18 protein-coding genes are annotated in these 16,983 nt (G+C 50.6%); 13 read left to right on the top strand and 5 right to left on the bottom strand.

Going from position 1 to position 16,983, the window contains the following annotated elements; all coding sequences use genetic code 11:
• Nucleotides 1-91: 91 nt before the first annotated feature.
• Nucleotides 92-871, bottom strand: a complete 780-nt coding sequence (locus tag ACY1JZ_RS05310) for a YheC/YheD family protein (RefSeq protein WP_270170563.1) — start codon at nucleotides 869-871, stop codon at nucleotides 92-94.
• Nucleotides 872-1,055: 184 nt separating this feature from the next.
• On the opposite strand from ACY1JZ_RS05310, the gene ACY1JZ_RS05305 reads away from it, so the two are divergent.
• Complete coding sequence (locus tag ACY1JZ_RS05305; protein ID WP_462628360.1) at nucleotides 1,056-1,442, top strand: hypothetical protein; 387 nt, start codon at nucleotides 1,056-1,058, stop codon at nucleotides 1,440-1,442.
• 74 nt (nucleotides 1,443-1,516) lie between these two features.
• Here ACY1JZ_RS05305 and mgtE read toward each other — a convergent pair whose 3' ends face one another.
• Together mgtE and ACY1JZ_RS05295 are read right to left on the bottom strand one after the other, a co-directional pair.
• Complete coding sequence (gene mgtE / locus ACY1JZ_RS05300; protein WP_462628359.1) at nucleotides 1,517-2,884, bottom strand: magnesium transporter; 1,368 nt, start codon at nucleotides 2,882-2,884, stop codon at nucleotides 1,517-1,519.
• A gap of 78 nt (nucleotides 2,885-2,962) precedes the next feature.
• Nucleotides 2,963-4,027: an asparaginase gene (locus tag ACY1JZ_RS05295; protein ID WP_462628358.1), complete on the bottom strand. Its 1,065-nt coding sequence runs from the start codon at nucleotides 4,025-4,027 to the stop codon at nucleotides 2,963-2,965.
• Between the two features lie 152 nt (nucleotides 4,028-4,179).
• Between ACY1JZ_RS05295 and ACY1JZ_RS05290 the strand changes: the two genes are divergently transcribed.
• Complete coding sequence (locus tag ACY1JZ_RS05290) at nucleotides 4,180-5,079, top strand: NAD(P)/FAD-dependent oxidoreductase (protein ID WP_462628357.1); 900 nt, start codon at nucleotides 4,180-4,182, stop codon at nucleotides 5,077-5,079.
• Between the two features lie 136 nt (nucleotides 5,080-5,215).
• Here ACY1JZ_RS05290 and ACY1JZ_RS05285 read toward each other — a convergent pair whose 3' ends face one another.
• Entirely contained in the window at nucleotides 5,216-5,812 is a 597-nt protein-coding gene (locus ACY1JZ_RS05285) for a YitT family protein (protein ID WP_462628356.1), read from the bottom strand.
• An 88-nt stretch (nucleotides 5,813-5,900) separates the two neighbouring features.
• Here ACY1JZ_RS05285 and rnz point away from each other — a divergent pair, with 88 nt between their 5' ends.
• Both rnz and ACY1JZ_RS05275 read left to right on the top strand, forming a co-directional pair.
• The gene (gene rnz / locus ACY1JZ_RS05280; protein WP_462628355.1) at nucleotides 5,901-6,836 is read left to right on the top strand and encodes a ribonuclease Z; all 936 of its coding nucleotides are present in this window, start codon (nucleotides 5,901-5,903) and stop codon (nucleotides 6,834-6,836) included.
• 69 nt (nucleotides 6,837-6,905) lie between these two features.
• Entirely contained in the window at nucleotides 6,906-7,772 is an 867-nt protein-coding gene (locus tag ACY1JZ_RS05275; protein ID WP_462628354.1) for a YitT family protein, read from the top strand.
• A gap of 171 nt (nucleotides 7,773-7,943) precedes the next feature.
• Here the strand turns inward: ACY1JZ_RS05275 and ACY1JZ_RS05270 are convergent, their stop codons facing one another.
• Nucleotides 7,944-8,606 carry an adenine nucleotide alpha hydrolase family protein gene (locus ACY1JZ_RS05270; RefSeq protein ID WP_270172444.1) on the bottom strand — a complete coding sequence of 221 codons (663 nt, stop codon included), beginning with the start codon at nucleotides 8,604-8,606 and terminating at the stop codon, nucleotides 7,944-7,946.
• A 349-nt stretch (nucleotides 8,607-8,955) separates the two neighbouring features.
• Between ACY1JZ_RS05270 and ACY1JZ_RS05265 the strand changes: the two genes are divergently transcribed.
• The 9 genes from ACY1JZ_RS05265 (at nucleotide 8,956) to ACY1JZ_RS05225 (ending at nucleotide 16,970) form a co-directional block, all read left to right on the top strand.
• The gene (locus tag ACY1JZ_RS05265) at nucleotides 8,956-11,349 is read left to right on the top strand and encodes a Na+/H+ antiporter subunit A (protein ID WP_462628353.1); all 2,394 of its coding nucleotides are present in this window, start codon (nucleotides 8,956-8,958) and stop codon (nucleotides 11,347-11,349) included.
• Nucleotides 11,346-11,768: a Na(+)/H(+) antiporter subunit B gene (locus ACY1JZ_RS05260; protein WP_270170575.1), complete on the top strand. Its 423-nt coding sequence runs from the start codon at nucleotides 11,346-11,348 to the stop codon at nucleotides 11,766-11,768. The genes ACY1JZ_RS05265 and ACY1JZ_RS05260 overlap by 4 nt, the downstream gene beginning before the upstream one ends.
• Nucleotide 11,769: 1 nt before the next feature.
• Entirely contained in the window at nucleotides 11,770-12,108 is a 339-nt protein-coding gene (locus tag ACY1JZ_RS05255; protein ID WP_270170576.1) for a Na(+)/H(+) antiporter subunit C, read from the top strand.
• Nucleotides 12,101-13,588 (top strand): Na+/H+ antiporter subunit D, encoded by a 1,488-nt coding sequence (locus tag ACY1JZ_RS05250; RefSeq protein ID WP_462628352.1) that lies wholly within the window; start codon nucleotides 12,101-12,103, stop codon nucleotides 13,586-13,588. Before ACY1JZ_RS05255 ends, ACY1JZ_RS05250 begins: the two co-directional genes overlap by 8 nt.
• Before the next feature lie 31 nt (nucleotides 13,589-13,619).
• Nucleotides 13,620-14,096 carry a Na+/H+ antiporter subunit E gene (locus ACY1JZ_RS05245; protein WP_462628351.1) on the top strand — a complete coding sequence of 159 codons (477 nt, stop codon included), beginning with the start codon at nucleotides 13,620-13,622 and terminating at the stop codon, nucleotides 14,094-14,096.
• A complete protein-coding gene (locus ACY1JZ_RS05240; protein WP_270170581.1) occupies nucleotides 14,096-14,380 on the top strand; it encodes a Na(+)/H(+) antiporter subunit F1 in 285 nt (94 codons plus the stop codon). The genes ACY1JZ_RS05245 and ACY1JZ_RS05240 overlap by 1 nt, the downstream gene beginning before the upstream one ends.
• The gene (gene mnhG, locus ACY1JZ_RS05235) at nucleotides 14,358-14,771 is read left to right on the top strand and encodes a monovalent cation/H(+) antiporter subunit G (protein ID WP_442954881.1); all 414 of its coding nucleotides are present in this window, start codon (nucleotides 14,358-14,360) and stop codon (nucleotides 14,769-14,771) included. Before ACY1JZ_RS05240 ends, mnhG begins: the two co-directional genes overlap by 23 nt.
• 92 nt (nucleotides 14,772-14,863) lie before the next feature.
• The gene (locus tag ACY1JZ_RS05230) at nucleotides 14,864-15,718 is read left to right on the top strand and encodes a pirin family protein (RefSeq protein WP_462628350.1); all 855 of its coding nucleotides are present in this window, start codon (nucleotides 14,864-14,866) and stop codon (nucleotides 15,716-15,718) included.
• 232 nt (nucleotides 15,719-15,950) lie between these two features.
• Nucleotides 15,951-16,970 (top strand): AI-2E family transporter, encoded by a 1,020-nt coding sequence (locus ACY1JZ_RS05225; RefSeq protein WP_500862382.1) that lies wholly within the window; start codon nucleotides 15,951-15,953, stop codon nucleotides 16,968-16,970.
• Nucleotides 16,971-16,983: the final 13 nt, after the last annotated feature.

The following is a 16,983-nucleotide window of genomic DNA, read 5'->3' as shown; positions in this document are numbered from 1 at the left end:
GTAGGACGTCGCCAAGCACACAAGAGCCTGTCGCATTTTGCGGCAGGCTTTTTTGTGTTTTCTTGAGGAATGGAGGCTGCTCGTGCCCTCATCATTTAGCACGAGTCCGTCCGTAACTGCGGGCATAGCGCATCATTCGTCGATACATGGAAGGGGCGATTTTTTTGAGTGGATGAAATTGCGGGTGATAGGTATTGACTTCAATTACCCACAGTTGTTTATGTTTATCGAAGGCCAGATCAATGCCCATCTCCTGCATGCCTGATCTTTTTTTGCTCAGAGTCTTTGCCATTGCGATCGCGATTTCTTTAATATAGGCTTGCTTCGCGGAGCGCTCTGTACTGGAATAGCCTTTGGCTTGCAAAAATTGCTCATAGGTGAGCATCTCTCCGCCTTGATAATAATTGGTAGTGATTCGGTTTTTACCTCCGATCTTGACCAAAATTCCGGTGCACACCCAAGGTCCTCCTGGTTTTCGCTGTACCATGGCTCTTAGATCATAGGGCCTGCCTTGGAATTTATCCAAGGAGATGCTCTGCTGAATGATGAGAGGCGTATGCTTCGAAGCCTTCAGGTAGCGATAGACATGTGATGCGGTGCTGAATTCCTTGTGTAGCTGCCGTTTCTTGTGCGTGAGCACCAACTGATAGCCGCCACTGCGGCGGATCAGCTTATGCACGCCAATACCGAGTGAACCGACATCCGGCTTAATATAAAGTGAAGAATAGCGCTGTGCCATTCGGGTCAGATTGCGTATGCTGAAACGAACGGTTACCGGCACATATTTGCGAAGTGAAGTGTTCTGGGCTAAATATCGGTTAACACGCCGTTTGCCTCTGATACTGCGGCTGGGATAATTCTTCTTAACCATCGGTTGCTCATCACCTCAGCATACTATATGAGCAGGGCATACATACAGTATGTACGGGTGCCCGCCATGCCGCCAATTTGATGCATATGTCCCGACTGTAAGGAAAAGGTAAGAGGCTGATTAAAGGGGAGATCTGTGTTATGCTTAATAAACGTACAAGCTAGGGGAGAGGAGCGGATGCGTCATGAACCGAGATTTTATTCAGCTCAAGCAACTGGATGGAGAACTGAAATGGTCTCAGAAGAAGACGGATTATGGCATTACCGTCTCCACGAAGGAGCTGGTTTTTCATAAGCCGCATTTGAACTATCACTTGAAATTTGACGATGTCATCAGTATCACGCCCTGTGAGCTAAAAGAAAGACGGGTGACGCTGACCAGCAAGCGTGAGGAAAATGTGGAGTATGTCCGAACCACGGCTTATCAGCCTTCCTATAGAGTCTACGTTCGCAAGGCCACCATTCATAATCGCAGTGGACAATACGTGACAGGTCCGATGCAATTCGTGCTGCCTCTAGCGGAGCCTTTGTTAAAGGTGGTTGGGCAATATAGCGGTTTGAATCAATTCTAGAAACGGTCCCGAGCTGTTTGGTGGAATCACCGACAGCTCGGGTTTTTTAATGCTTGGCGTAGTACGACAGCCAGTTACACAAGATAATGAATGAATAGCGTAGCGATTCCAAAATAAATAAATAACGAGAGCACATCATTTAGTGTTGTAATCAGTGGGCCGGAAGCCACGGCCGGATCAACATTGAAGCGGCTGAGCAGCAACGGTATGACAGTTCCTGCCATTGTGCCGATGATAAGCGTAAGAAGCAGCGACAACCCGACCGTAAGTCCAAGCATCAGGCTGCCTTGCCACAGATAAGCGATCACAGTGATCAAGACGCCGCAGCAGCCACCGATGATCATCCCTACGAGCAGCTCCCTGCGTATCAGATGTACAACCTCCCTGGCACTTAATTGTTTGTTGATCAAGCCGCGTACCACGACCGCCAGAGACTGGGTGCCGGTGTTGCCAGTCATGCCGGCAATCATCGGCATAAAGTAGGCTAACGCGACAACCTTGCCAAGTGTATCCTCGAACTGACTGATGATAGAGCCGGACACAAGTCCAATAAGTAGCAGCAGTACGAGCCAGGGAAGGCGACGAAAAGCAGCGACTGTAGCCGGTGTATGAAAGTCGATGTCTTTGCCGCTCCCAGACAGCTTCTGGATATCCTCATCGGCTTCCTGGATGACAATATCGATAATATCGTCAACGGTCACGATGCCGACCAGGCGGCGCTCCGAGTCGATGACAGGCACGGCAAGGAAGTCATAGTTGCGGATGACATCAGCAACCTTCTCCTGATCTGTGTCGACCTGTACAGAGATGACCCGTGTATACATCAGATCCTGTATGCGTTCCTCAGGCATAGCCAATATGAGATCACGATAGGAGACGACGCCAAGCAGTTGCTTGTTGTCATCGATGACATACAGATAGCTGATGGCCTCCGAGATTTCGGCAAAGTCGCGTATTTTGGCGATGGCCTCAGTAACCGTATAATGTGCCGGAATCCACACATAGCGGTTATTCATAATCCGTCCCGCTGTTTCAGGAGGATAATTCATCAACTGGCGAACTGCGGAGGATTCGCTCAGCTTCATGGATGAGAGGAGGCGTCTGGATTCCTCCTCGCTCAGTGAGCCGAGGTATTGAGCGAGGTCGTCATTATCCATTCGATCCATAACCTCAACGGTTCTTGCCGGATCGAGCATCTGGAACACGACAACCTGCTGCTCCCGTTCCAGCTCCTCGACCAGATCAGTAAGGGTGGCTAGGTCAAGATGAGCGAGCAGCCGCACCTGATCGGATGCAGGGAGGCCATTGAATAGTATGGCTACATCATAAGGCTGCAGCTCTTCCAGAAACTGCTGAAGTGCCGCGGGATCGGGCAGATCCAGCAACTGCCTGACGATTTCCTGTGATTGCAGCTCATCTTGTATATCTTTAATCACATGCATTCCCTCCATATTCTAGTGTGGCCGCATCTCGCCGCAAGGACGCACATTCCGCCGTAGTGGCTCCAAGTAGACGCAGTATTATCTTGCAGCGCTCGCAGCGATATGCTCGTGCAACAAAGTTGTATGCTGTACCCATGTGGCTGCTATCGGATGCAGAGAAGGGGTGCCATAAGCAAGCATCAGCTTAACGAGTGCCGCCTCCGAGGTGATTCCCCGCAGCGGTATAGCGCCTGCCTCCAGCAGCACTGAGGAGGTCGCGTACAGATGAGCATTCTCTTCCTTGAACGGGCAGAGGTAGACAGGAATACCAGCCTGCCTGCAGCGTTGGATGAAGGCAGGCAAAGAATAGCGTCCCTCTCTGTCCGACCGTGTCCCTGCCGTCGCTGAGTGATACAGATCGTGCAGGATAGCCTGCGGGCGGTTGGCCTGGTCAAATGAATAATAACTGTAGTCCAGTCCTGGATAGGGCTGGATATAGACCACATCGGTCGTAAACGCGACATCCTGTGGCAGCAGGGAGCGTGAGAGCGGAGTCAACTGCTCTAGCTTAGGATTTACCGCATGCTCTACCGGATGGAAGCAGCCGTCCTTCATTTGCCCGAATGGCAGCCCATATGCACTCTCGTACTCGTCTGTGAATGGCGCAGACTGACGGATGCGAGAGCCAAGATGCAGCAGGGCTTCTCCTTGCTTGTTCTCAAAGCAGACGAAAACACCGGGCAGGCGCTCGCTGCAAATAAAGGCGATGGCAGCCTCCAGATTTTGTACGCCCCTGCTACGGGGATCTGCCAGTGGATAATTGCTGGCTATCATTACAATTGGAACACGGGTATCATGGAACAGATAACTTAGCGCTGCTGCGCTATAGGCGAGTGTATCGGTGCCGTGGGTGATGATGATGCCGGAATAACGCTCAGGCTGGTCTGCTATACTTTCCTTTAAAGCAATCCAGTCCTGCGGAAGCAGATTTTCACTTAAAATATTGAACGGCTGCATGGTTGTAAGCTGCGGTGCATGTTCGCCGGCGCGTTGCAAATAACGATCTACCAGTTCAGAGGAGACAGAGGATCGGACATCAATTTGTCGTCCTGTTGCTATGCTGCCGATCGTTCCGCCTGTAAAGACGAGTAGAAGCTGATCCATGGATAGGTCCTCCATTCCATATTATTGTCTTTCCCATATTTTACCCCATCTGTTGCCGTTCCATAGATGGTGATCAAAATTTGATTATGCCATACATTTGGGGATAGTAAAAGGGTAAAGCGTAATGGGAAGCAATCGAAGGAGGAACAGCGATGCTGTATGATGCTATTATTATCGGTGGAGGAATAGCCGGGCTGCAGGCGGCGATTCAACTGGGAAGGTACGGGAGGGCGACACTTGTACTGGATGCAGAGGATGGAAGATCGGTACTGTGCCGGTCCTATCATAATGTGCTGGGGTGGCCAGAGGGCGTAAGTGGACAGCATCTGCGCGATCTTGGGAGAAGACAGGCAGAGCAGTTGGGCATTGAGTTCCGGCTGGGAACGGTCAATAGAGTGGAAAGGCAGGAGGATGGATGGGCAGTACAGGAGGTGGAATCAAGCGGAGCAGTCTACTACGGCAAGCGCCTGCTGCTTGCGACTGGCATCAAGGATCGACTCCCGGAGCTGGAGGGTCTGGTCGAATGTCTGGGTAAGAGCGTCTATGTCTGTCCAGATTGTGATGGATTTGAGGTGAAAGGGCGCGCAACACTGGTCATCGGCTCCGGTGAGGCAGGTGCAGCTATGGCACTGACGCTGCGATATTGGACGAATAACATTATTGTGGTGGAACAGACGCTAGAGCCAACCGGGCGGGAGCAACGGCGTACCAAGCTTGCTGAATACGGCATTCGTTATGCGGACAGCCCTGTGCAGCATCTTCATGCGAGCGGCGGGCAATTGACGGGTGTTACGTTGCTGAGCGGGGAGCATATTGCTGTTAGCCATGCCTTTATGGCGATGGGAGGAAACCGGGTACGCTCAGAGCTTGCCATGCAGCTAGGAGCTGAGGTGGAGGAAAATGGTCATGTATGGACAGATCCGCGGACCAAGATGACGTCCGTGCCTCATGTTTGGGCGGCAGGAGACATCGGTATCCATTCCGAGCAGCTCGCTATAGCGATGGGGGAGGGAGCGCAAGCAGCGATCTGGATGCACAAAAGCTTGCTTTGACATAGCAAATGCTGTTATTTTATAATATACGAGCCAAAAGCGACTGCTTCACACTCGATCGAGCCGCAGCCGGGAGGTGTGCCATGGTTTCGTTAGCGGGTCAGGCAGCAGCGCGGCTTGGACGAATCGGAGCTGGTTAGTGCCTTCGTCCCCAGGTGAGCAGGGTGGTCATGAGGCCGATCCCGGCCACTGTAATGAGCGACAGAATAATCTGACCCTTGCTAAGTACAAACATCCCTCCGATCAGCACCAGCATATCCAGAACAAAGATGAGCACGCCAACGTTCACTTTTGCCCGGAAGCTGAATAGATGGGCGAGTAAGTCCAGACCATCCGTCGTAATATGGGAGCGCAGCAGTAGGCCGACACCTGAGCCAACCATCAGACCGCCTAGCCAGGCGCTGAGTACAGGGGAAAGAGCCAAGGGCAGCTCTAGTGGAGGCATGAGCTCAAGCAGGATTGAAATGCAGATGACGCCAAGCAGATTGAACCAAAACAGCGATTTGTAGAAGAAATAGGTAAAGCCGTAGACAGGCAGACTCAGTATGATGATCGCTGCTCCGGATGGAATCGGTGTAGCATAGCTGGCTAACAGACCGACACCTAGCATGCCGCCTTCAATAATATGATGGGGTAATATGAACAGGTGAATGGCGCTGACAATAATGAGGCTCCCTAGCAGGACGGAGCCAAGTTTTTTTAGTACAGGGCTATAGTCATTAATACGCGTCACTCCTAATGCTTGGCTTCATGGTCAAGTCCATTATATTCTCAACAACAGGAAGAAATTACACGAACAGACGGAGAAAGGGGGAAGAGAGATGGAGCTTTGCTTTCTGGGAACCGGTGCAGGGCGGCCCGCCAAAAACCGCAATGTCACCTCCCTTATTATTCAGTTTGGACAGCCTCAGCACGACATCTGGATGTTCGATTGCGGGGAAGGCTCTCAGCATCAATTGATGCATACATCATACAAGCTGAACCGAATCTCCCGGATATTCATCACGCACTTGCATGGGGATCATATTTTTGGCTTGCCGGGACTGCTATCCAGCCGTGCGTTTCAGGGGGGACTGCAGCCAGTTGCGCTATATGGCCCCAAAGGGCTTCGTCTGTGGCTGGAGACGACGCTCTCCATCTCTGAAACTCATCTCGGACATGACCTGCATATTCATGAGATCGAGGAGGGGCTCGTCTATGAAGATGCTCGCTTCATGGTGGAGGCGCTGCCGCTAGAGCATCGGATTGATTGCTACGGATACCGAATTACGGAGAAGGATCAGCCTGGTCGGCTGCAGGCAGAGAAGCTGCAGGAGCTCGGCATTGGCGCAGGACCAATGTATGGACGCCTCAAGAAAGGGGAGAACATCGTCTTGGAGGATGGGACGATCATCGAGGCCAGTACGGTTACTGAACCGCCTGTAAAGGGACGGGTCATAGCTATACTGGGGGACACCAAGCCTTGTGATAACGTGGCCCGATTGTGTCATCATGCGGATCTGGTCGTCCATGAAGCGACCTTTGAGGCAGCATTGGCGGAGAAGGCGATCGAATTCGGCCACTCGACGACCCAGCATGCGGCACAGGCCGCCAGGGCCGCAGGCGCCCGCAGGCTGTTGCTGACCCACTTCAGCTCCCGCTACAGTGACGAGGATCTGGCCGATCTGGTTGCAGAGGCGCAGCAGCTATTCCCGAATACGGAGGCAGCCACAGATTTGATGGTGGTCGCGCTGCACCATTGCCGCGGACAGGCGTAGCGCCGTCTGTCCCTTGTAGAATGTAATCAAAACAAACAAGAGACTGGGATACATATTGGAGGAGTAGTTATGGCTCGAGCTCATAAAAAACATACCGTTGCTGAAATTCTAAAACGTATAATATTCATCACGCTCGGAGCGGCTTTGATGGGGGTGGCGTTGGAATATTTCCTTGTCCCTAACAGCATGCTCGATGGAGGAATTACCGGGATTTCGATTGTCTTGTCTAGTATTACCCCGCTGCCGTTAAGCGTTCTGATCTTCGTCATCAATCTTCCCTTTCTGTTTATCGGCTACAAGCAGATTGGCCGAACCTTCGCTTTGTCCACCTTATACGGAATTGCTGTCATGTCGTTGACAACAGCTATATTGCATCATGTTGAACCATTTACTCATGAGAAAATATTGGCAGTGCTCTATGGCGGCGTACTGCTCGGAGCCGGCGTAGGTCTGGCGATCCGCTATGGCGGCGCGCTGGACGGCACAGAGATCGTCGCCATCCTCATCTCCAAGAAAACCCGTATTCCTGTGGGACAGATCATTATGTTAATCAATGTCGTCATCTTTACCATTGCCGGCTTTTTATTTGGACCGGATTCGGCAATGTACTCGATATTCACCTTCTATATTGCAGCAAAAGTGATGGATATTGTAGTTGAAGGACTTGATGAATCAAAGTCGGTTACCATTATCTCAAGCGAATATGAGGAGATTTCGCAAGCGATCATGGATCGCCTCGGCCGGCCGACGACGTATTTTTATGCCAAGGGCGGTTATTCCAATGTGGATACGCAGGTTATCTATTGTGTGGTGACCCGTCTGGAGCTGGCGAAGCTGAAGGCGATGGTTCAAGAGATTGATCCGTCTGCATTCATCTCGATCCAGCAAGTGTCCGATGTACTGGGTGGAAGCATGGAGAAGAAAAGCATTCATTAACTAGGACACGGTACGGTGGCGCATGAACCACTCTCCGTGGAGCACAAGGAGAAAACTTTCAAACAAAAAGCAAACACCGAAAACGCCGTATGATCAGCGTTCTGGTGTTTGCTTTTTAAGCTGGTGGGCTGAAAGATTACTTCCCCAGATGTCACCTTCGTTGAATCATCGTCACCGCTTGCTTTCGTTGCCCGCAAGGGGGGGGAGAGGTTTCAGATCCTTCACATAATCATCGCATACATGTACTTCAAGCATCTGATTATCCTTCATAAACTTGAATACGCCATTGTTGAAATCTGTGCCGACTTCCTTATAGAATATGCCCTCGTACACATCCTGTTGCGTATGGTTGAAGGACAGCCGATAGCCCTCATCGTCCTGAAGCAGATAAGCGCGCACGCCTTTCTCGAAGAATCCGTCCTGATCCTTCAGTTCACGCGATACAGAGATGACATGGAGATCTACAAATGGAATTTCATTCAGTAAAATATTAATGAACGAACCCTTGGTAATTTCCTTCCAGCGGCTCTGTGCTGTCTGCCCCAGAACAAGTTGAGTCACATGCTTTTGCTTGGCGACATCGCCAATCACCTTGGCCACAGGGCGTTTTTCATTATATTTCACAATAAATTCCTTGACATTATACTCTTTGGCCGCTTCCTTCCACTTCGCAATGTAGTGGATTTTCTCAATATCAAGCTCGTCTTCCGGCAGAGGATCAACAGTCAGTACATACAATGGGCAATTCAGCATATTGGCAATGTTGCCCCCTCTGCGAATTAGGCGCTCACCGTTCGGGCCATAATAGACACAAACCAGTATGACTTCATCCATCTTTGTATTCCTCACGTAGCCGCTCACCTCATCAGAATAGTTGTGCCTCTAGCAGTTTTAGAGTCTTCAGAATCTAGACATTAGTAACAGGGTACATTTTTTGTTTGGTGCTGTCAATTGGTTTAGTGTATAATGTTTTAGTAATCCCATTTCGCCCAGCTTTTACACTTTGCTTGAAGCCCTTGCCTGCCCGACCGACCGGCTTTGCGCACTTTTGAAAATTCACGGTTTGCAATTCATATCAATAATTGGGTTTATATTACAATTTTATAAGCTGTCTGTCACATCTATTTTCACATGTGCGCAAAGTTGGAACAAGCCTAAACTACATGAAATAGGGGGTTCCACGTTGTCCTGGTTGCATTTCGCTGTGTTTACGCCATTTCTGTTCACCCTGTTTGTTCCGTTGCTGAACAAGAGCTTCCGCCGTGTCCATACCGGCTGGTTCGTGCTCATCATTCCTCTGTTGTTATTTGTTTATTTCCTGGGATACTTTCCTCTTGATCCCGCCATGGCGCCTGTCATTCACTCCATACCCTGGATTCCTTCCTTGGACATCCACTTCACCTTGCATCTTGACGGTTTGGCTTTGCTGCTTTTGCTTATTATTACGGGTATCGGAGCACTAGTTGTCCTGTATTCCATTTATTATATGTCGATGGAACGGGAAGCGCTGCATAATTTTTATATCTATTTACTGTTGTTTATGGGAGCTATGCTGGGCATCGTGCTGTCTGATAACCTGCTTGTTCTCTATGTTTTCTGGGAAATGACGAGCGTCTCCTCTTTCCTGCTGATCGCCTACTGGTATCAACGGGGCAGATCGCGCTACGGCGCCCAGAAGTCGATGCTGATCACGATTTCCGGCGGCTTTGCAATGCTGCTCGGCTTTCTTATGCTGTACACAGCTTCAGGCACCTTGAGCGTGCGAGAGCTGATTGCTATGTCGGGACAACTGTCGGAGCATGGATTATTCCTGCCGGCGATGCTGCTGGTGCTGCTAGGGGCGTTCACGAAGTCGGCTCAGTTCCCGTTCCACATCTGGCTGCCGGATGCGATGGAGGCGCCGACGCCCATTAGCGCCTATCTTCACTCGGCAACGATGGTCAAGGCAGGGGTCTATCTCGTCGCGCGGCTAACTCCCGTGTTCGGCGGCAATATCGAATGGTTCGGGATCATAACCACTGTCGGAGCGATTACGCTGTTCTGGGGCTCATTTATGGCGATTCGCCAGACGGATCTGAAGGCGTTGCTTGCATATTCAACCATTAGCCAGTTGGGGTTAATTATGTGTCTGCTCGGCATCGGCTCTAATGCGCTTAATGCAGATTACAGCGAGCAGGCATTGCTGTTCTCCGGGGCTGCATTAGCAGCGATCTTCCATCTATTCAACCACTCGATCTTCAAGGGCTGTCTGTTCATGGTGATCGGGATACTGGATCATGAGACAGGGACGCGGGACATTCGCAAGCTGGGCGGTCTGATGGGCATCATGCCTGTATCGTTCACGTTAACCGTAATTGGCGGTCTGTCCATGGCGGGGTTGCCGCCATTCAGTGGTTTTTTGAGCAAGGAGATGTTCTTCACCGGGGTACTAACAGCGGCCCGCAACATGAATGATTGGCTGGTGGTGCTGCCGATCGTTGCATGGGTTGCAAGTATTCTCACCTTTGTCTATTGTCTGATTCTGGTGTTCCGTACATTCACCGGCAAGTATCAGCCGGAGCGTCTGGACAAGACGCCGCATGAAGCTCCGATCGGCATGCTGATCCCTCCGGGCGTGCTGGCGCTGCTGGTCATCGTGTTCTTCTTCATTCCTAATGTGGTAGGCGCAAGCTTGTTGCGTCCTGCGATGCACTCGATACTTCCACAGCTAGTTGCGGATGGCGGGACGTTCGATGTGCATATATCCGCCTGGCATGGCTTTACTATGGAGTTGGCAATGACGGCAGGGATTATCGCGCTTGGTTCGCTGCTCTACATTTATCTGAAGAAATGGTCGGGCATTTACGATAATCTGCCACGCCGCTTTACACTGAATAATCTGTATGACAGCGGGCTGAACAGTATCGAACGGGCTTCACTGCGTTTTACCAATACGTATATGACAGGCTTTCTGGCGCATTACCTGTCCTATATCTTCATCATTATGATCTGCCTCACGGGGGGGACGCTGCTTGGCCAAGGCGTGTTCGCTCTTAATATGGAGAACAATTCGGAGATTGCTCCATACGAATATGTGCTGGGCATCTCGATGGTTATAGCTGCGGTATTCGTGGTCTTCAGCACCTCCAGGCTCATGTCGATCATTGCGGTCGGCGCAGTTGGCTATATCGTTTCTCTGATGTTCGTGCTGTTCCGCGCGCCGGATCTGGCACTCACCCAGCTAGTAGTTGAGACGATTACAACCGCGTTGTTCCTGCTGTGCTTCTATTATCTGCCCAAGATGCGGCGCGAGCTGACACGTCTGCGCTTTAAGCTGTCCAGCCTCGTCATCTCGCTGGGTGTCGGTATTTCTCTTACGCTGATCGGCTTATCGGTGCAGGATCATAACCTGTTCGAGCCCATTAAGAGCTATTTCGAGAATTCGTACCAGCTTGCGGGAGCCAAGAACATTGTGAACGCCATCCTGGTTGATTTCCGTGCCTTTGACACGATGCTGGAGATCGTGGTACTGTTCACGGCGGGCATCGGCGTCTACAACCTGATCAAGCTGCGGCAGGCAAGGAGGAATGAAAAGTGAAGTTCACCGATGTCATCTTGCAAACCTCGGCCAAAATATTGGTGTTCATTATTTTGACCTTCTCTATCTATGTGCTGTTCGCAGGGCATAACAATCCGGGCGGTGGCTTCATCGGCGGCTTGATTACCGCCTCGGCGCTTGTGCTGCTGTATATCGCATTTGACGTGAAGACGGTGCATGAAATATTGCCGATCGACTTCAAAATTGTCGGCGCCGTCGGCTTGATGATCGCTCTGTTAACGGGGATCGGTTCATTGGTAGTTGATGAGCCGTTTCTATCTCAAACGTTCTGGTATGAGGATTTGCCGCTGTTCGGCAAGACAGAGCTTACGACTGCGCTCGTATTCGATCTGGGCGTCTATCTGGCAGTGGTTGGCACGACGATGACCATTATATTAAGCATAGGCGAGGATGAGTAATATGGAAACTTTCATGACAATTATTGCAGGCATCCTGTTTACTGTCGGAACCTATCTCATTCTCAGCAAGGGTCTTGTGCGCATTATTTTGGGTATTTCACTATTCACGCATGGTGTCCATCTGATGCTGATGGCTGTGAATGGCTTGAAGCGCGGCGCGGCGCCGCTGCTTGGTGAGAACAACGACGTATTTACCGACCCGGTGCCGCAGGCGCTTATATTGACCTCGATCGTCATCAGCTTTGCGCTGACTGCCTTTTCCTTGGTGCTGGGGTATCGTACCTATGTAGAGCTTGGAACCGATGATTTGGAAAAATTGAGGGGAGAGCCGAATGAATAATCTAGTCATCCTACCGATCCTTCTCCCGTTGTTCTCCGGTGTGCTGCTGTTCTTTTTGCGGCGCCAGATTAGGACGCAGCAGGCGATTACGCTTGTTGCCACAACGGCAACATTAATCTCGTCGCTCGTCCTGATCGGGAGCATATCCAGGGATGGGATTCAGATCTTGAACATGGGCGGCTGGGAGGCCCCTTATGGCATTACACTGGTAGCGGATATGCTTGCTGCGCTCTTGACGGCCACCGCCTCCATCGTGACGATAGCCTGCCTGCTGTATACCTTTCATTCTATTGGCGAGGATCGTAAAAGGTTTTATGTATATCCTCTGCTGCTGTTGCTCTTATGCGGGGTGAACGGCTCCTTTTTGACAGGCGATATTTTTAATCTGTTCGTATTCTTTGAAGTGATGCTCATCTCCTCCTACGCGCTCATCAGTCTTGGCGGGGGAAAGGTGCAGCTTCGAGAGACGATCAAATATATGATCACCAATATCATCTCCTCCATGCTGTTTATTGTAGCCGTTGCTTATCTGTATTCCATTACTGGTACACTAAGTATGGCACATCTGTCCGAGCGTGTGGCGCTTGCGGGGCAGGATGGGCTCATTACAACCGTCAGTCTGCTGTTTCTCATTGTATTCGGACTAAAGGCCGGTCTGCTGCTGTTCTTCTGGCTGCCTGGCTCCTATAGCGCACCTCCTGCAGCTATCGCAGCGATCTTTGCCGCGTTGCTAACCAAGGTTGGAATCTACGCGATTATGCGGATGTTTACACTGATTTTCTATCATCAGTCGGAATTCACGCATACGGTACTCGTCTGGATGTCCGCGCTGACGATGATTCTCGGCGCAGTAGGAGCGATAGCCTATGGGGATATACGCCGTATATTGGCCTACAATGTTATTGTATCTGTCGGGTTTGTCGTATTTGGTGTCGCTGTGGCGAGCAGGGAGGCGCTGACTGGCGCGGTGTTCTATCTGATTCATGATATGCTTGCCAAAGCGCTGATCTTCATCCTGGGTGGGGTTATTATGAGCATCGCCGGCACGGACCGGCTACGCGATATTAGCGGTCTGATCCGGTTCAGACCAACGCTAGGCTGGTTGTTCTTCCTCTCGGCGCTTGCTCTGGCCGGGGTTCCTCCGCTCAGCGGATTTGTAGGCAAGGTGATGATTCTGCAAGGCGGGATAGCACAAAGCTATTATGTCATGGCAGCGATCGGACTGCTGACCAGCTTGCTCGTGCTGTACTCTGTGATGAAAATCTTCATTAACAGCTTCTGGGGCGAGACGCTTCTGAGTGAAGGAGAAGAAAAGTCGCCGGGTAAAGGGTATCTTCTTCCAGGGGCGATGCTGGCGGCCTTGTTGATCGGGCTTGGGCTAGGAGCAGAGACGGTACTGACTTATGTAGGGCAGGCCGTCGAAGTGATGCTGAATCCAATGCTGTACATCGAGGCAGTTCTGCCGCAAACCGGAATGTAACCTAAGCTGCCAGGAAGGAAGTGCTCTCAACGTGACGCTGCAAATTTTACTCAATATTATTATTGCCATGGTCTGGATGCTGCTTCATGATGATTGGAATACGCTCAGCTTCTTTATCGGATATGTGATCGGCGCGGTCATGATCTATGTACTGCGGCGTTTCTTTCCGGGGCCGTTCTATGGCAGGAAAATATGGTCGATTTTCAAATTATTCATGTTATTTAATGTAGAGCTGGTGAAATCGAGCGCGATCGTGATCGCACAGGTAACCCGGCCTAAGCTCACTATTCAGCCTGGCATCTTCAAGGTGGAGACGAAGCTTAAGAGCGACTGGGAGATTATGCTTCTGTCCAATCTGCTTACGCTGACGCCGGGCTCAGTCGTGCTGGAGATCGCGCCTAGGCAAGGCATACTCTATCTGCATGCCATGGATGTAACCGAATTTGAGGATGCGATCGTGAAGACGAAGGAACGATTTGAACATGCCATAATGGAGGTGACAAGCTGATGTTTGATGCATTAATGGTATTATCCATGCTGCTACTGTCCATATCCATTGTCATTGCATTGTTTCGCGTCATTCGCGGCCCGGCGTTGCCTGATCGGGTGCTGGCGCTGGATTCGATCGGCTATAGTATCATCGGCATTGTAGCTGTACTCTCGATCATGCTGGATACTTCAGCGTATCTGGAGACGATACTGCTCATCGGCATTCTGGCTTTCCTGAGCACGATTGCACTGTGCAAATTTCTGGAGAGGGGTGTCGTCATTGAGCGGAACCGTGATCATTGAAGTGCTGGTGGCGAGTATGGTGCTGCTGGGCACTGTGCTCAGCCTGTTGAGCGCACTGGGCTTTATACGTTTACCTGACATCTATACTCGATCCCATGCGGCAACGAAGAGCATTACACTCGGTATTTTGTTCATTCTGCTCGGAACCTTTATCTATTTCCTGTTCACACATCGTGTGGTCAGTATTCGTCTGCTGCTCGGTATTGTCTTTGTCTTCCTGACAGCGCCGGTCGCGGGCCATCTGATTGCCCGCTCTGCGTATCGTTCCGGTGTCAAGATGTGGGATAAGAGTGCGAAGGATGAGCTGCGAAGCGATCTGAAAAAGCTGAATCAACTGGAGCAATATCATAGTGGTGAGCAGTCGTACAATCGTGAATCCTCTTACCCGTAATGATCGGCAAGCACGCTGTTGCAGGCGTGCTTTTTCTAATGAAACATGCTATACTAATTATAGTTACTAAATAAATTGAAGAGGTGATGGCGATGAGCAAGCAGAAGCAGCATTACGAGCGGGGGATAGAGGATGTATGGAGCGCAGTGAAAAATCAGATCCATCGCGGACATGAGAATAGCTTTATTCTGGAGCCTGGACCAGGCAATTGGGAGAAATATGATCCCTTCCTGTTTCTTGCTGAGGATTGGTTCCAACGTGGCTCCTTCGATACTCATCCCCATCGGGGGATTGAGACGGTCACCTATGTAATGGAAGGCGTGCTAGAGCATTATGACAGCTCCACGAATGGCAAGGACGAGCTGCGGGCAGGCGATGCCCAATGGATGACAGCAGGACGCGGGGTCATTCATAAGGAGGACCCGGCACCGGGAGAGACCGTTCATTCGCTTCAGCTATGGGTTAATCTCCCAGCCTCACATAAGATGACCGAACCGCATTACCAGAATCTGCGGGCGGAGACGATGCCGGTGCGTGAGGAGGAGGGCGTGTCTGTCCGCATCTTCTCTGGTTCCTCCGGCGGCGTTCAGTCCTCTACTCGCAATATCGTGCCTGTGACGATGCTGGAGGTAACGATGGAGGCGGGGGCTGTGCTGCTGCAAGAGCTCCCCTCAAGCTATAACGGCTTTATCTTTGTACTGGAGGGCGAAGCAAGGCTTGGACGCGACAGGATAGCATGTGGAGAGCGTCAAGCCGCATGGCTTGGAGAGGGCGGATCAGGCGAGTGGAGCTCGGTGCGTATCGAGGCAATTACGCCGCTGCGAGTCTTGTTGTATGCTGGAGAGCCGCTGCGCGAGCCGATCGCTGCGCGTGGACCCTTCGTCATGAATACGGAGGAAGAGCTGCGTCAGGCCTACCAGGATTATCGAGATGGCAAATTTATCTGATTAAGCTCGCAGCCCCGTCTGTCATCATGCAGGCGGGGCTTTGTGCTGTAGGGGTCCAAGCATAATGGGGCTTACCTGATCAGGGTTTGTATCCAAACCTACCTTGGCCTGTTATAATGAAGTTATGTCGAATTTGGACGAACGTAACGTATATTTCCGCTTCATTGGGCCAATGCTGGAACCAAGGGAGGGTAGTAGCTTGCGAATCTCAATCGAAGGAAGATGAATCAGAATGCTCGACCTGAAGAGCTGGCTGCTTAACAAGGATGTCAAACGTTTTTTAATTTTAGCACTTATTTGTCTTCTGATTTTTAGTCTCCGCGGCATGATGAATCTTGTTCTGCTAACATTGCTGTTCACCTTCTTGATGGGGAGCCTTCATATGTATATTATGAAGCTGCTCGACCGTTTCTACTCGGTTCCTTCAAAAGTCATCCTGCCACTGATGTACATGGTGCTTTTGCTGCTTATCATTATAGGCTTCTACAAGCTTGTTCCTCCTATTGGGGATCAGATTGTGCAGCTTTACAAGCTTTTTAAGCGGTTCTACCTGCATCCCCCGGACACGGACTTTGCCCGGTATGTGTTCACCTACCTGGAGTCCGTAGATTTTCATAAACTGATCGGCCCCAGCTTCAATCTGGTGGTGAAGATTAGTCATGTGGCGTTAACGGTGTTTTTGGCACTGATATTGAGCTTATTCTTCCTGTTGGAGAAAACAAAGGTTACGCAGTTTACCGCACAGTTCAAGACAAGCAAGCTTGGCTGGCTGTTTGAGGAGCTGGGCTATTTCGGATCGAAATTTATCCATACCTTCGGCAAGGTCATTGAAACGCAAATTCTGATTTCCCTGATCAATTCGATTTTGACGACAGTTGGCTTATGGATATTAGGCTTTCCGCATTTGCTAGGTCTGGCCGTCATTATATTCCTGCTCGGACTGATCCCGGTTGCGGGTGTCTTCATTTCGCTGCTGCCGCTTTCAACGATTGCTTACACGATTGGCGGATTCAATTATCTCATCTACCTGCTGGTGCTCATCGTTATCCTGCATACCATTGAAGCGTATGTGCTGAATCCGAAGCTGATGTCATCCAAGACCCATCTTCCGATCTTCTATACCTTTGTCGTGCTGCTGTTCTCGGAGCATTATCTTGGTGTATGGGGGCTTATCATCGGTATTCCTATCTTTGTATTTCTACTAGATATTATCGAGGTTAGGGCAGTCGATACCGGCAAGAAGCAGTCGTAATGCTCATAATACA

The sequence above is a fragment of the Paenibacillus sp. J5 genome (genome assembly GCF_054955055.1).
The sequence above is the reverse complement of the archived record's forward strand: the minus strand, read 5'-3'. Positions and strand labels throughout refer to the sequence as shown.

Excerpts from the sequence above, each read along its gene's own strand:
- ACY1JZ_RS05240 (WP_270170581.1), top strand. The coding sequence starts at position 14,096 with ATGTTTGATGCATTAATGGTATTATCCATGCTGCTACTGTCCATATCC.
- rnz (WP_462628355.1), top strand. The coding sequence starts at position 5,901 with ATGGAGCTTTGCTTTCTGGGAACCGGTGCAGGGCGGCCCGCCAAAAAC.
- ACY1JZ_RS05230 (WP_462628350.1), top strand. The coding sequence starts at position 14,864 with ATGAGCAAGCAGAAGCAGCATTACGAGCGGGGGATAGAGGATGTATGG.
- ACY1JZ_RS05250 (WP_462628352.1), top strand. The coding sequence starts at position 12,101 with ATGAATAATCTAGTCATCCTACCGATCCTTCTCCCGTTGTTCTCCGGT.
- ACY1JZ_RS05270 (WP_270172444.1), bottom strand. The coding sequence starts at position 8,606 with ATGGATGAAGTCATACTGGTTTGTGTCTATTATGGCCCGAACGGTGAG.
- ACY1JZ_RS05225 (WP_500862382.1), top strand. The coding sequence starts at position 15,951 with ATGCTCGACCTGAAGAGCTGGCTGCTTAACAAGGATGTCAAACGTTTT.
- ACY1JZ_RS05255 (WP_270170576.1), top strand. The coding sequence starts at position 11,770 with ATGGAAACTTTCATGACAATTATTGCAGGCATCCTGTTTACTGTCGGA.
- mgtE (WP_462628359.1), bottom strand. The coding sequence starts at position 2,884 with ATGCATGTGATTAAAGATATACAAGATGAGCTGCAATCACAGGAAATC.
- ACY1JZ_RS05295 (WP_462628358.1), bottom strand. The coding sequence starts at position 4,027 with ATGGATCAGCTTCTACTCGTCTTTACAGGCGGAACGATCGGCAGCATA.
- ACY1JZ_RS05290 (WP_462628357.1), top strand. The coding sequence starts at position 4,180 with ATGCTGTATGATGCTATTATTATCGGTGGAGGAATAGCCGGGCTGCAG.
- ACY1JZ_RS05275 (WP_462628354.1), top strand. The coding sequence starts at position 6,906 with ATGGCTCGAGCTCATAAAAAACATACCGTTGCTGAAATTCTAAAACGT.
- ACY1JZ_RS05305 (WP_462628360.1), top strand. The coding sequence starts at position 1,056 with ATGAACCGAGATTTTATTCAGCTCAAGCAACTGGATGGAGAACTGAAA.
- ACY1JZ_RS05310 (WP_270170563.1), bottom strand. The coding sequence starts at position 871 with ATGGTTAAGAAGAATTATCCCAGCCGCAGTATCAGAGGCAAACGGCGT.